The organism is Natrialba taiwanensis DSM 12281, from assembly GCF_000337595.1.
Classification (GTDB): Archaea; Halobacteriota; Halobacteria; order Halobacteriales; family Natrialbaceae; genus Natrialba; species Natrialba taiwanensis.
In genome coordinates, this window is sequence record NZ_AOIL01000055.1 from 55,343 (window position 1) to 68,913 (window position 13,571).

Consider the following 13,571-nt stretch of genomic DNA (forward strand, 5'->3'; position numbering starts at 1 on the left):
GCCAATAAAAAGGAACTGAACGGTATCCGATCAGCAGCCGCAACTGTCCGTGATGATGCACTCCCCGTCGTCGCAGGTGTTACACTTTTTCTTGTTCCGCCCAACGAAACACCAGTCCGGCTCGCAGGCACAGCCGTCGCAGTTGTCGCCGGAACAACTGTCGGCTGATGCCTCATCGTCGCTTTCGGAGACGGTCAGATCGGATTCAAAACGCCGATATCCCTCTCTATCGGGTGCTGTGTATAGCACGACAGCGTCACCGTCTTTCGGGAAGAGAGCGGTCGACGGGATCGCCTCCTCGCCGAAGCTAACCTGTAGCCGCCCACGGGAGGTGGACGTCGTAAATGCGACCTGCTTGTTTCCATCGGTGTACGTCCGATGGATCTGTCCGTTTTCGTCGAACTGCTGATTCGGAAACACGTCCAGCGACGCCTCTTCGAGCAGTCCATCCGCCGTCAACCTGCGTAGTAAGCGCTGTCCGTTCCGGACGCCGTTCGGGACTGAAACGTCCCGGGATTCGAGGACGACCCCTTCCGCCTTCAGTTCCGAGAGGCTGAACGAAGTCGCTGACGTGCTCGCGGACGTGGCGGAGACTGTACGAACATAAGTGGTGGTGAATAGTTATGAGTATTGCTTATTAGAAGATATTCGCGCCTGTGGACATTCATTTTGCTCGGCGGCCTAAGCCGTCTATCTCCCCCATACCTTTTCATTTATTGGCTGACATTGGTTACGTATGGTTACCGTTCAGCCCTTCGAGACGCTTTCCGAGGAATACGACGACTGGTTCGAGACACACGATGTGGCCTACTGCGCCGAACAGGCGGCGCTTGAACGAATATTCCCGGAGACGTTCGATAGCCGCCACGACCGCGCCCTCGAAATCGGCGTCGGTACCGGTCGTTTCGCGGCCCCGCTCGGGCTTTCTCTCGGACTCGATCCCGCTCGAAACGCGCTTGAGCGAACACGGGAACGTGGGGTCGATCCCGTCCGCGGCATCGCTGAATCGCTGCCGTTCGCTGCGGGGACACTCGATCTCACGCTGTTCGTTACCGTCCTCTGCTTCGTTGACGACCTCGAAACGACGCTTTCGGAGGCCCGTCGCGTCCTCGCAGACGATGGCACGCTCGCAGTTGCCGTCCTCGACCGTTCGAGTGCAGTCGGCCAGGTGTACCAGGAACACAAAGACGAGAGCCCCTTCTACGCCGACGCCGAGTTCTTGACTGGCGACGCGGCCTGCCGTGAACTCGAACGGGCAGGGTTCGTGATCGAAGACCGAGCACAGACTGTCTTCGAGGATCCAGCGACGATCGATCCCGAGGCGACACCGTTGCGTGAGGGCCACGGTGATGGGTTGTTCGCCGTAATCCGCGCGAGTCCTGCACCGTGACCGTGAGTGTCCAGATGGGGCAGTGGACGGAGTGGGAAACGACTTACCTTGTCAGCACCCGTAGGCCGAGACAACCAGGGTGACTCCCGCCGGTTGCCGTCCGTCGACAGCTACCAGCCGACGGCGGCCCTGGTTCCGAGGTGAACTGTGACAGACGAGGACCCGACCCCGAACTCGCGTTCGAACGCCGCCCCAAACCCGGACGATGGGAACGGCGAGGTCGAAATCGAGGTCGCACGCGACGAGACGGATCGCCGTGCGGACGACCACGACGCACGGCAGTTCGACGGTGAGCGTGTTGCTCCCGAAGAACCCACCACCGAAACCGATCTCGCGGACGAACTCGGCCGTATCGACGTGATGACGACCCCCGAGGGATACGTCGAGGGACGGATTACCGACGTGACCGCAATCGACGCCACCACGGTCGCACTTACCGTTTCACTGCCCCACGGCGAGACGCGTTCGTTCACGCTCGAGAAACCGATCCCGTGGTCCGAGGAATTCCTCCTCGCGCGACTCGTCGCGGACATCGGCTACGACGCGGCCTCGATCGACCACATCATCGGCGAACCCGTCTACCTGGTCCGAACGGATGTGCGACCCGAAACACCACCCAACGAAACCGGAACCGAACCCGACTGGTGGGCGACTTCACTGCAGGCCGCAAGCGACGCCATCCTCTCGTCGCTTTCGGGTGGCCGCTACCGAATCGAGACGACCACCGAACCCGAGTGGCAACTCGTGGACCCGCTCGACCGCCCGGACGCGTCGCCTACCGAGTCAACGGATACGACCGCTGACCTCGTCGGAACAGGGCTGATCCTCGCGGGGACCATCACCGCCGCCGCCGGTGCCGTCGTCGGTGCCACGGGTGAACTCGTCGTCTCGAGTTCAGTTCTTGCCTCCCTGATACTCGGATTGATGGTTGTCCTGACCGGTCTCGTTGTCCTTTTCCGAACGAGTAGCACGGAGTAACAGCGTCGGCAACGGTGCTGTGTCGCGGTGAACTCGTGTCCGATACGCTTTTATCACGGTACCCTGACTCCTAGTTATCTTCTGTCGACCGGAGCGGCGGCGCTGTAGCGCTGTCTCCGGTCGGAAACCCCCCGTTAGCGGGCCCGAACTAATGACACAGCAACTCGTTTCGACGCTCGAATCGTACGCCGACGACGTAGTAGTCGGTCGCCGACTCCACGACGTGCCGCCCTACCGCGTTTACGAGGTTCGTCTGGACGGCCGTCAAGCGGCGGTGAAAGTCGACGCCCCCCCGCGCGGCCACGCCGCCGCCGAGGGCCGCGTTCACGAGTTCGTCGCAACGCAGACGGGGGTTTCCGTTCCCGCGGTGCTCGCCGTCGGCTCCGACCACTACGTGACTGCCTGGTGCGATGAACTCGAACGCTCACCCGCCACGATCGATACGATCGATCCCGAGTGGGCGGCCGCTGCGGGCCGGTGGATCGGCACGTTGCACGCCGAGACGGCGGGTGCGTTCGACGGGTTCGGCCGGCCCCGTGACGGCGACTCCGGCATCGAACTCGAGGCACACGCTGACTGGCTCGAGGCCGTCCGTGCACGTCTTTCCTTCCACCGGTCGTTTCTCGAACCGATCGGATATGGGACCGTTGTCGACGCCGTCGATCAGTTCTTCGAAACGCATGACAATGCTTTCGACGGCGCCGGGGAGCCGGTCCTCTGTCACGGCGATATCCATCCTGAACACCTTGCTCGAACCAGTGACGGACCTGTGGCGATCGATTTCGAACACGCATTTGTCGCGCCCGGCGAGTACGATTACTGGCGAACAGTAATACCGTACTTCGAACCCCGCGACGACATCGCTGACAGCGTTCGACGATCGTTCCGGCACGGATACGAATCCGTCCGCTCGTTGCCGGATGGATTCGAGCACCGAAAACCGGTCTATCGTGCGTTTCTGATCGTCGCGTTCATCGAATCGCTCCATCTCCAACAGCACGACGACCCAACACTGCGTGCGAGCCGCGGCGATCAGTTTCGGGAACTCGCGTTCGAGACGCTGGAGATGCTTCACAACGAGTTCGACTGTGGACCGCATTTCGACGACCGCTGACCGAACGCCCTCGAAAATACTCCTCAGCTATCGACGCCCGTTTCGGGGTCGTCATCTCGTTTTCTCGCTGTCTCCTCTCTCATCCCCTGCCTATCGTCGATTCTCCGCAGCCGATCAGGTCCGCACCCGCAGCCGATCAGGGCGCGTAGTAGTACTCGCCCTCGCGCTTTTGCTCGCGGTCTAACTGCGAGTCCGGCTTGTTGATCCGCGGCCGTGAGGTCCGCTCGTCCCGCCGGAACGTAACCTCGAGATTCGCGAGGAACTCGTTCATGCCGTTGCGCATCGACTGGGGCTGGCCGGCGTGGCCGTGCGCTGCGGGTTCGCCGTCGAAGACCATCAGTCGATCCGCCAGCAGGTCGATCATGTAGGTGTCGTGGTCGATGACCATCACGGTCGAGTCCTGCTGTTCGGCGTAGCGTCGGATCGCACTCGTCGCCTGCACGCGTTGTTCGACGTCCAAGTGCGCCGAGGGCTCGTCGAGCAAGTAGAGGTCTGCAGACTCGGACAGGCAGGCTGCGATGGCCACCCGCTGGCGCTCACCGCCCGACAGATCCGAGAGATTCTGCTCCATGATCCGCTCTAACTGGAGCGGCTGGGCGATTTCCGTGTTCCAGTAGGATGAGCCGAACTGATCCGTGATCGACGAGAGGAAGGCATCAACTCGCATCGGCTGGTCGATCGTCACGTACTGGGGCTTATAGGAGATGTCCAGGTTCAGGTCGGCGTCGCCGGTATCAGGCTCGAGATTCCCCGTTAGCAACTTCGCGAACGTCGACTTCCCGATCCCGTTCGGACCGACGATACCGAGCACTTCGTTCCGGTGAATCTCGCCACCCTCGACTTCGAGACTGAACTCGCCGTCACCGTAGCTCTTGGTGAGGTCGGGATAGTCCACGAGCACGTCCCCGTGGGTCGCCGTTCGCGGCGCGTGCTCTTCGAACTCGATCGGGTTCTGGCGAATTCGCATGTTCTCGTTGTCGAGATAGCCCGCGAGGTACTCGTTGATCCCATTACGGACTGATTTCGGCGGGGTGATGACACCGTAGGCACCGGGCTCACCGTAGGCGACGTGGAGCGTGTCCGCAAGCAAGTCGAGGATCGCGAGGTCGTGCTCGACGACGAGCATCGATTTTCCTTCCTCCTCGGCGAGTTCACGAATCAGTCGTGCCGCGGTGACGCGCTGGCCGATGTCGAGGTAGGGAGTGATCTCGTCCAGGAAATAGAAGTCCGTGTCCCGAGCGAGCGTTGCTGCGAGAGCAACGCGTTGCAGTTCACCGCCGGAGAGGTCCTCGATCGCCTGGTCCATGACGGGACCGATCGACAGGCGTTCGACGAGGTTGTCGAGGGCATCTCGTTCGTCTGTCTGCTCCAGTAGTTGGCGGGTGTTGCCGTCGAACTGGTTCGGAATCTGGTCGACGTATTGGGGTTTTCGGGCGACGGTGATCTCGCCATCGCGGATGTCCGCGATGTAGTCCTGGAGTTCGGTGCCGCGATACGCCTCCAAGACGTCGTCCCAGTCCGGCGACTCCTCGTAGCGCCCGAGATTGGGTTCGAGTTCGCCGGCGAGGATACGAACGGCGGTCGTTTTCCCGATGCCGTTGGGCCCGAGGATACCGGTGACCTGGCCTTCCTGCGGTGCGGGCAGGCCGTACAGCGAGAAGGCGTTCTCGCCGTAGCGGTGGGCGGGTTCGTCCTCCAGTTCCTGGGGCAGGTTGATGATCTCGATGGCGTCGAAGGGACACTTCTCGACGCAGATCCCACAGCTCTCGCCGAGACAGATCTCCTCGGAGATGCGGACCTGTTCGGGCTGTCCCTCCGCGGTTTCCTCGCCGCGGAGCGTAATGCACTCTTTGCCCGTTCGATTCGGGGGGCAGTAGTTCTTGCACTCGTAGCTACAGCGGTCGGGTTGACACCGATCTAGGTCTACGACGGCGATGCTATCGTCGGCCATGGTTATGCCGTCGACTCCGCGGTAAGCAGGATGCCCCACGTCACGAACCACATTGCGAAGGTCATGAACGTGATGAACAGGTGGTGTTTCATCCCGAACTCGTCGTCGTCGTAGATGTTCGTGAAGTTGAAGAGAACGAACTGGGCGACGATCGCACCGAGGACGAGAAACAGCGCTCGCGTATCGCCGGCGGCGGTGTCTACCGGGAGGTCTCCGGTAAGCGCCACGGAGGCGAGTGCGGCACCGACGCCGAGCAGCGCGGCCAGCGCGGTGACGCTGATGGAGCGAATATGCTCCCGTCGGTCGCTAATCGATTCGGTCGACATGGGTGTGACTCTGTCGTCGGTGGTGAAAAGGGGTTCGGGTTCACTGCCTCATAGAATCACGCACTCAGCGACGATCCGTCCGTGCGGTTACGAGTCTATTTCGACCGTCTGCTCGGCGACGTTGACCGCGTAGCCGCTCGTCGTCGTCCGCTCGTGGGTGACCGAGATTTCGACCTGGACCTCCGAATCGATCTCGATCTCTTCCTTTGCGATCTTCTCGAAGAGGTCGTAGAGTTCACTTGGGTCCTCGGCGCTATAGTACTCGCCGCCGGTTGTTTCCGCCCAGTCGGTAAGCTTCCCTTCGGGAATCGAATCACCTTCGTCGCCGTGGAGTCCAACCGTGTACAACGTCACATTGTCATTTTTCGCTCGATCAACTTGGGTGTCCATGACCGAATCACCGTCGCCACTGTTTTTCCCGTCACTGAGGAGGATCGCAATCCGCTCTTGACCGTCCTCTCCTCTGTCGTCATAGTCGTCGAGTGCCTTCTCGAGACCGGCACCCATATTCGTCCCCCCGTAGGCGTTTCCGACGACGTTCTCCCTGGCTGCGTCGAGGTCGCCGTCCAGATGGTGAAGGGTGTTCCCGTCAGTATCGAACTCGTAAACGCCGGCCCGGTCGCCTTCCGATTCGTTCATCAGGTCGATGAAATTCGTCGTTGCGTTGACTCGTTCTCTGTACGCGTCGTTCCCTACGTGGTTATACATCCCAAGCGTCGCTTCATCGGTGCACCCTCCCCACCAAGAACATCGTTCCCCGAGAACGCGGACCTCATTCCAATTACCTGGGTTCGCGTAGTCGAGATTCTCCAATTGTTTCGTTTCGCCGCTGGTCGTGTTTCTGACCTCAACGGTTAACTGGTCCGTATTTCGGAACGGTTCGTCGAGCGACCCAGGAAGCGGTTCCCAATTGTCATCGCTCACGCGAACGCTGTCTACCGGGGAATACGTGTTCCCAGAGGGGTTGTGCGGCCCCATCGACCCGGAACTGTCGAGGATAAATGTCGCGTCGATCGGCGGTCTGGATTCGCCGTACTCGAAGAGGAGGTCCTCGTCGCCGTCCGAAAACGGCGTGTCCGTCCGCAGCGACCGGTCGAAGTTGATGTTGACGTTATCCTCGATGCCGATATCGTTGCCGGCGACGACCGCCCCGTCGATGGTCGTTCCGCCATCAATCTGTACGTTCGCACCCGGCGCGTAGATGACGCCCTGGAAGTCGCCGTCAACCGTGACCGTCGAGTCGTTCGTCGCGTAAATCCACAGCGACGACGCCCGGTCGTCGTCGTGGATCTCGACGTTGGAGACATCGACGTTTCCGTCGACGTAGAAACTCGTTTGATTATCGCCGTAGATGTCGACGCCCGAGAGTTCAAGATCGTCCTCGACACCAACGTGGATGTTGCCATCACTCGAATCGAGCGTGCTGATACTGGTACCGTCGTTTTCGAGACCCTCGTAGATTCCTGCGGTAACGCTTCCGCCGGCTGTGGAGTCGCTACGCAGATAGTCTTCAAGTAGCGTGTCTATCTCGTCGTTGATCGAGTCGATGCTCGTATAGGAAGATGAAAGTTCAGTGGCAAGCGCCTGTTCGTGCGCATCGAGCCAGTAGGCGTTGTCCTCTTCGAACGGCCGTCCCTGTGGACCGGGATCCACGGACACGCCGTAGCCGATCTGTGAGATCGTCGGATTGCCTTTCGAACCGAGTTCACCGTTGACGACCGGAATTCCATCGATATTCGCGTGGTTCTGGAGATCGTAGTTCTCGTAATCCGCGAGGAGAAGATCGTTCGTGACGTTTTGGGTTGACTGATGATCGTCGTATGCGGTCACCGTCAGCGGCGAATCGACCGTCTTGTCCGACCCTGAAACGTACAGCCCGCCGTAAACTGTCGGCTCGATATCGACGAGATTCGCAAGCGGCGTCTCGCCGTCGACGCCGGCAACGACCGTAACCGTTTGCTCATCTTCCTCGTGGCAGATAATATTCGTCGTGACCTGCGTCGCCGGCTTGCAGTCGTGTCCGGGAACGTTCGCCTCGTCAGTCGCGTTGAACTCGTCTTTCAGAAAGTCGTACCAACCGTTGTGGTACGCGCTATCCGATACTTCGACCGTGACGTAGTTCACGTACTCGAGTTCATCGCCGCGAAGATCGAACTCCTGTGTGGTACCCGATTCGACAGTGTGTTCACCGGAGCCGACGGCTCCCTCGACTGTTGTCGGTGAGAGGTCGAGTCGACCGACCTGTTCGCCGTCGGCCATCTCGGTGTAATATCTGATATTCGGATCTGCAACCGCCTGGGCACGATTATTGTCGATGCGCCAGACGCCGCCCGCCTGATAGGCGAACTCGTTTCCGGCTTCGTCGGTCGAGACGATCGTCTTGAGATCGATGGTCTCGTTATTACTCGCGTATCCATCGGAGATATTGACCGTCAATTTGCCGTCCATAACCAGTTCGCTATCACCGCCCAGATAGACCGTTTCTTTGGTATCGTTTTGCCATCCGAGCGACGACAGATCGCTATCGAACTGCTTGAGTTCCTGTTGAGTTTTCTCGGCGTGGGTTTCTGCCGATATTGCATCGAGTGCGCCTGAGCCGACCATCAACACAAGACCCGCCCCGATAAACACCATCGCGAAAAGCAAGATCACACCGAGTACCGGTGTGACCCCGCGGTCCCCGTTTGCTGAATGAGCTGCCACACCTTTCATTGGCTGACTCTATTTATTACTTATACTTAAAATGTAGTGTATATACGCAGGGAATAGTTAAGAAGCGACCACTCTCACGACCGATCGATGACGCGGTTTTCGGTTCGAAAACGAGGAGCTGTTGAGTGGAGAACGGTCGCTGCTATAGTGGTCACTGAACGACAGCGCCACCCGGTGGCACAGTCGTCGTACGATCGGTGCGTAACCCGTTTCAGTTTACGAGAGAGTTCGAACCCGGCGCCGTTGCTGACCAGCCGGTCAAATAATGATACTGGGGTATAGAACGCCTTTCAGCGCATTTTGAGTTGGGTATTATAGTGTATTTTAAAAGAGAGTCCACTCGGGAGAGGCTCAACTTTTATACTGCTGGGAGCTTTCGATTCGTAATATGGTAGATACCGATCTGGAGGAAATCGAAGACTTGCCTCCGAGCGCCAAACTCGTTTTCAAGGTTCTCGAGTACGACGGGCCGCTCACCCAGAAGCAAATCGTCGAGGAGTCGATGCTCTCGGCTCGGACGGTCCGATATGCGCTGGAGCGACTCGAGGAGATCGGAACCGTTGATGAGGACATCTATTTCGCAGATGCTCGCCAAAGCCTCTACCGGCTAACAGAACCCGTCGCTGCCGATGGCAATGGCGTCGAAGAGTCACCGAAGAAAGACGCCTGCTGTGCGGAGTAACGCGCGATGTCGACGGGCTGAGACGACCGAGTTCATCGGGAGCGGACAAGAATAGACGGGTTTCGTCCCGACGAAACGCGAAGGCGTCTCGGACCACTCGCCCGAAAGCGTCTCGAATCACTTCCCGAAGACGGGGTACTGCACTAATACTGTTTCCGCGAGTTCATCGCTGGCTATTCGATCGGGCGTTCGGTTGCTGGATCGGGGAGAACGGCAGGATTATTTCGACTGAGTGATGACTCGCGCTATGGACAAGGAAACCCTACCGCGCTGGGGGTGGTTGCTGGTCGGACTGTTCGTGGCGGCGATGACCGCAAATCTGTTCAATCTTCTTGTGCTCGGTCAGGCTGGATTTCCCGACGAGTATCAGGTTATTACCGTCATCACGGCGATGGCACCGGTATTGATCTACGTCGGTGTCTGGTACGACGAGGAGCGCCAGCAGTACTGGGAGCAGTCACGGGCACATATCGTCGGTGATGTCGTCTTTCTCCTCTCCGGTGCAGCGATCGGGTCAGCGATTGCGATCGTCGCCGTCGCCGACTTCGGTTTCCAGCAGTTTCTGCAGGATATCCTGGCGATGATTACCGGGTTCATGCTCGCGTGGGGGCTGTTCTGGTGGCGGAACCCAACCCTGTATCGATCCGAAACTGACCAGTGAGCAGCCGGCGACCGGCGAACACCGTCGAGTGCAGAAGACGGGTTGTCGACCCGATTCAGAGCGGCTGCATACCGGCAATTCGGATCGGCTGCACACCGGTGTTACAGCGGGGTTCGGAGTTGGTCGAGTCCCGGCGTCGGTGGCAGGGTTCGTTTGTGCTCGGTTTCTGCGGAGAGCCACGCGATCGCTCGCGCAGTTTCTCGGTCGAGGTCGAGTTCGGCTGCGGCGTCGGTGACCGAGCGGTCGTCGTCGACGAGTCGTCGCAACAGGGGATCGATCTTCTCGTAGGGGGCACCGAGTTCACCGGCGTCAGTCTGGTCGGCCCAGAAGCCCGCGGTCGGGGGCTTGCTGATGATCCGTCGTGGGATTCCGATCCGTTCTGCGAGTGCGCGGACTTCAGTTTTGTAGAGGTCGCCGATCGGGTAGGCGTCGGCTGCGCCGTCGCCGTATTTGGTGAAGTAGCCGAGGAGGAGTTCCGAGCGATTCGCGGTCCCGAGCACGAGCCGGTGTTCGCGGTTCGCCGCGTAGTAGGCACAGCACATCCGGAGGCGTGCGATCACGTTTCCGAGTTCACAATTTCGCTCGTGCGGGCGGTCACCGTCGTCGATCCGGGATTCGAGTTCGCTCGTGACGGTTTCTTTGAACGCGTCGAGAAGCGGCCGGAGCTGAATCTCGGTGAACTCCATGCCGAGCCCGTCGGCGATGGTCCGGGCGTCGCGGGCGTCTGCACGTTCGGCTTTGTGACAGGGGAGAGCAAGCCCGAGGACGTTGTCAGCACCCAGCGCCTCGACGGCCAGGGCAGCCGTGACGGTCGAGTCGATGCCGCCGCTCATGGCGACGACGACGCCGTCGGCGCTTGCATCGTCGACGAGCGTTTGAATCGACTGAACGATCCGCGACCGAACCGTTTCGAGCCGGCCTCGGTCCATAATGAACGATTCGGGCGGTTCCTCCGACACTGTAGTGGCGTTTGTGCTACTTTCAGCACACATAGTGCATCATCACCATTGCTTTGATAGTATATTCAAACATTCGTCTCATATATATGGCTACCCCTTAAACAGCTAGTAGTCCTTCCCTGTGTGTCAGTTACTCGCCGGCGACCCTCGCCGTCCGGCACTGTCGAACTGCCGTCACGATTTCGAAACCGGGCCACTCTGCGGACGGGAAATTTGTCACTCTCCGCGTTATCATAGTGAAATGAACACAATTATACTCAATCACTACACACGCTGATCAAATGTCGACGCCGACGGCGACTCCGGCTATTCAGCGCGGGTTTCGCCTCCGAATGCTCATCGCCCTCGGGCTCGTGGTCTGTCTTCCGTTCGCGTTCGTCTACACCTTCCTCTTTCTCGCAAACACCGTCGGGATCTCGCTACTCGAATGGGCGAACGAGCGGCCGTATCACGGCGAGTTCTACATCTCCCCCGTTCTCCTGACAATCGTCGTCCTCGGCGGCCTCGCCGTGCAGTATCGTCTCGGACCGCGGGTCGTTCTGAACTCGGTCGATGCACGCGCCGTCGATCGCGACTCGTATCCGGATCTCCACGCCACAGTGACCCGGCTGGCCTCCCAGGTCGACGTCGCGAAACCGGGTCTCGCGGTTATCGACAGCAGTGTGCCGAACGCGTTCGCCGTCGCCGGCAGCGGTGGCGGTAGCGATGGCCGAAGCGACAACCGCGACGATACGCGCGGTCACCACGCCCACATCGTCGTCACGACCGGGCTGCTCGAACTCCTGACCGATGACGAACGCGAGGCGGTGCTGGCCCACGAACTCGCCCACCTGTCGAACAGAGACGCCAACCTGATGACCATCGCGTGGTTGTTGCCGACGATCACGTACTACCTCGCCGTCGCCGCGTTCTACGTCCTCTACGGCTTCTATCGCGTGCTCGGCTCCGGCACTCACTCGAACCGATCGAGCGGCAACAGCGACGGTCGCGGCCTCCTCGTTGTACTCGTCGTCATCACCGTCTGTGCAGTCCTGACGCTGACCGTCTCAGCGATGTTCTGGCTCGCGAGCGTGCTCTTCTACCGCGTTCTCTCTCGCGAACGGGAGTACGTCGCCGACCGCGCTGCCGCGGCGATCACCGGCTCGCCGGCTGCACTCGTGAGCGCCCTCGAAACGCTCGATTCGGAGATGCCGACCCAGCCGGACGACGACCTTCGAAAACTCGACGGGGGCGCAGAGGCGCTGTATCTCGCTCCGCTCGAGGATCGCGCGTTCGGTTCCAAAGAACTCCTCAGCACGGATATCTTCCCGGAGACGCACCCGCCGACTGCGAAGCGAATCGAGCGCCTGCGCGAGTTCGCCCGTGAGCGCGACGGGGCCGGCCCCGAAACGGGGATCGAGACTGAAACTGAGATTGGGTCTGGGTCTGGGTCTGAAAGCGCATCCGCAACCAACCCCCGCCCAACCGATTCCGAGCGCGAGGAGGACCGATAACCATGCCGCCGGTCACCCGCAGACGACTACTTGCGACGACCGCCGCCGGACTGGCGACCGCGGTCGCCGGCTGTGGCTACCAGCCCGGCGGCGGCGAACTCGACTGGGAACGGTCGGTCGGTTCCGGCGACTCGTTCGCGGCGGCGGGCGGTTCGTCGACCGACGACGAGCGCTGGTTTGCAGACGGCGAGTTCGTCGCCCGCGTTCGAAACCGAAGCGGTCGGACCTTCACCATTGACGGCTACGTCGACCTCGACGATGCGTTTCTCACGGTTCGCGATTCGAGCGGCGAGGTCCGCTGGAGCGGGAGCGCCGATGCCCGTTACACCGGCGAGCCGGCATTCACAGCCGGCCGCGCGTATCTCCACCTCGAAGACGGCCGCGTCGTCGCGCTCGAACGAAACGAGGTCGACGACAGCGGCGACGCGGACGCCGCCGCCCGATCCGAAGCAACCGCCCTCGCAACGCGCTGGGAAACGGCATGGGACGGGCCAGCGCTCGCGTTACACACGGCCGCTCCCGGCGTCGATTCGTCGCTGCTCGTCGGGGTTCACTGGGACGGACTCGTCGGCTTCGATATCGACAGCGGCGACATCCGATTCGAGTTCACGCACGAGACGTTCGACGGGCGCGAACTTGATACCGTCGTCGTCGCGGCGGACGGCCTCTGGGCGCTCAGTTCCGGCGACCGCGGCGGCGGCCACACCCCGAGACTGTTCGGGCTCGGGCCCGATGGCGACATTCGGGCGACGGTCTCCCCGCCGATGCAAGTCGGCTGGCTCACCGCCGTCGGATCGACGGCCGTGCTCGGACTCACGGAGCCTGCCGAGAGCCGGGCTCCCGAACTGCGGACCGTCGCGCCGACCGGCGAGCAACGGGTCGCGATCGAACTCGCGGGCGATCCCGCCGACGGAACGCCGATCGCCGTCCCCGCCGCCGACCGCGTCTATCACGTTGGGACCGACGTGATCGAGGCCATCGACGTCGCGTCCGGAACTCGCGAGTGGCGACGCGAGGGCTACTCATTTCGGGACGCGCCGGTCGCCGACGCCGACGGCATCTACGGCTGGGGGACCGGCCCCGAACTCGATTCTTGCGGTCTCACCGCCGTCACCGTCGACGGCGAGCCCTGGTGGGGTGTCCCGCCGCTCGAAACAGTCGGGTGTGGTGCTGTACTTGAACTCGTCGGTGACCGCCTCGTCGCGATCTCCGACGGGCGCATGTACGGTCTGCACAAGAAACCGGGGCGGCGATATACGCTCTTCTCGTGAGCCGCCAGTCGTGAGCCGTTACCCGTAATATGTT

Annotated in this window: 12 protein-coding genes; 7 read left to right on the top strand and 5 right to left on the bottom strand. The window is 61.0% G+C overall.

Annotated elements, in window-relative coordinates; genetic code table 11:
* Positions 1–30 precede the first annotated feature (30 nt).
* Positions 31–459, bottom strand: coding sequence for a hypothetical protein (locus C484_RS17270; protein WP_006827173.1), 429 nt, complete (start codon positions 457–459; stop codon positions 31–33).
* 277 nt (positions 460–736) lie between these two features.
* Between C484_RS17270 and C484_RS17275 the strand changes: the two genes are divergently transcribed.
* The 3 genes from C484_RS17275 to C484_RS17285 all read left to right on the top strand — a co-directional run bounded on the left by C484_RS17275 (position 737) and on the right by C484_RS17285 (position 3,482).
* Positions 737–1,390 (top strand): class I SAM-dependent methyltransferase, encoded by a 654-nt coding sequence (locus C484_RS17275; RefSeq protein ID WP_006827174.1) that lies wholly within the window; start codon positions 737–739, stop codon positions 1,388–1,390.
* Positions 1,391–1,537: 147 nt separating this feature from the next.
* Positions 1,538–2,368, top strand: a complete 831-nt coding sequence (locus tag C484_RS17280) for a hypothetical protein (protein ID WP_006827175.1) — start codon at positions 1,538–1,540, stop codon at positions 2,366–2,368.
* A 151-nt stretch (positions 2,369–2,519) separates the two neighbouring features.
* Positions 2,520–3,482 (top strand): phosphotransferase family protein, encoded by a 963-nt coding sequence (locus C484_RS17285; RefSeq protein ID WP_006827176.1) that lies wholly within the window; start codon positions 2,520–2,522, stop codon positions 3,480–3,482.
* A gap of 136 nt (positions 3,483–3,618) precedes the next feature.
* Here C484_RS17285 and C484_RS17290 read toward each other — a convergent pair whose 3' ends face one another.
* The 3 genes from C484_RS17290 to C484_RS17300 form a co-directional block, all read right to left on the bottom strand.
* A complete protein-coding gene (locus C484_RS17290) occupies positions 3,619–5,433 on the bottom strand; it encodes a ribosome biogenesis/translation initiation ATPase RLI (protein WP_006827177.1) in 1,815 nt (604 codons plus the stop codon).
* Between the two features lie 2 nt (positions 5,434–5,435).
* A complete protein-coding gene (locus C484_RS17295; RefSeq protein ID WP_006827178.1) occupies positions 5,436–5,759 on the bottom strand; it encodes an EMC6-like membrane protein in 324 nt (107 codons plus the stop codon).
* Positions 5,760–5,846: 87 nt separating this feature from the next.
* A complete protein-coding gene (locus C484_RS17300; RefSeq protein WP_275040133.1) occupies positions 5,847–8,471 on the bottom strand; it encodes a DUF7289 family protein in 2,625 nt (874 codons plus the stop codon).
* A 388-nt stretch (positions 8,472–8,859) separates the two neighbouring features.
* Between C484_RS17300 and C484_RS17305 the strand changes: the two genes are divergently transcribed.
* Positions 8,860–9,153: a MarR family transcriptional regulator gene (locus C484_RS17305; protein WP_006827180.1), complete on the top strand. Its 294-nt coding sequence runs from the start codon at positions 8,860–8,862 to the stop codon at positions 9,151–9,153.
* A gap of 247 nt (positions 9,154–9,400) precedes the next feature.
* The gene (locus tag C484_RS17310) at positions 9,401–9,814 is read left to right on the top strand and encodes a hypothetical protein (RefSeq protein ID WP_006827181.1); all 414 of its coding nucleotides are present in this window, start codon (positions 9,401–9,403) and stop codon (positions 9,812–9,814) included.
* Positions 9,815–9,915: 101 nt separating this feature from the next.
* Here C484_RS17310 and C484_RS17315 read toward each other — a convergent pair whose 3' ends face one another.
* Positions 9,916–10,743, bottom strand: a complete 828-nt coding sequence (locus C484_RS17315) for an NAD+ synthase (protein ID WP_006827182.1) — start codon at positions 10,741–10,743, stop codon at positions 9,916–9,918.
* A gap of 311 nt (positions 10,744–11,054) precedes the next feature.
* Here C484_RS17315 and C484_RS17320 point away from each other — a divergent pair, with 311 nt between their 5' ends.
* Entirely contained in the window at positions 11,055–12,266 is a 1,212-nt protein-coding gene (locus tag C484_RS17320) for a M48 family metalloprotease (RefSeq protein ID WP_006827183.1), read from the top strand.
* Between the two features lie 2 nt (positions 12,267–12,268).
* The gene (locus C484_RS17325) at positions 12,269–13,537 is read left to right on the top strand and encodes a hypothetical protein (protein ID WP_006827184.1); all 1,269 of its coding nucleotides are present in this window, start codon (positions 12,269–12,271) and stop codon (positions 13,535–13,537) included.
* Positions 13,538–13,571 lie beyond the last annotated feature (34 nt).

Bases quoted from the DNA above. Each gene is read 5' to 3' on its own strand.
- C484_RS17275 (WP_006827174.1), top strand. From the start codon at position 737: ATGGTTACCGTTCAGCCCTTCGAGACGCTTTCCGAGGAATACGACGAC.
- C484_RS17285 (WP_006827176.1), top strand. From the start codon at position 2,520: ATGACACAGCAACTCGTTTCGACGCTCGAATCGTACGCCGACGACGTA.
- C484_RS17290 (WP_006827177.1), bottom strand. From the start codon at position 5,433: ATGGCCGACGATAGCATCGCCGTCGTAGACCTAGATCGGTGTCAACCC.
- C484_RS17295 (WP_006827178.1), bottom strand. From the start codon at position 5,759: ATGTCGACCGAATCGATTAGCGACCGACGGGAGCATATTCGCTCCATC.
- C484_RS17300 (WP_275040133.1), bottom strand. From the start codon at position 8,471: ATGAAAGGTGTGGCAGCTCATTCAGCAAACGGGGACCGCGGGGTCACA.
- C484_RS17305 (WP_006827180.1), top strand. From the start codon at position 8,860: ATGGTAGATACCGATCTGGAGGAAATCGAAGACTTGCCTCCGAGCGCC.
- C484_RS17310 (WP_006827181.1), top strand. From the start codon at position 9,401: ATGGACAAGGAAACCCTACCGCGCTGGGGGTGGTTGCTGGTCGGACTG.
- C484_RS17315 (WP_006827182.1), bottom strand. From the start codon at position 10,743: ATGGACCGAGGCCGGCTCGAAACGGTTCGGTCGCGGATCGTTCAGTCG.
- C484_RS17320 (WP_006827183.1), top strand. From the start codon at position 11,055: ATGTCGACGCCGACGGCGACTCCGGCTATTCAGCGCGGGTTTCGCCTC.
- C484_RS17325 (WP_006827184.1), top strand. From the start codon at position 12,269: ATGCCGCCGGTCACCCGCAGACGACTACTTGCGACGACCGCCGCCGGA.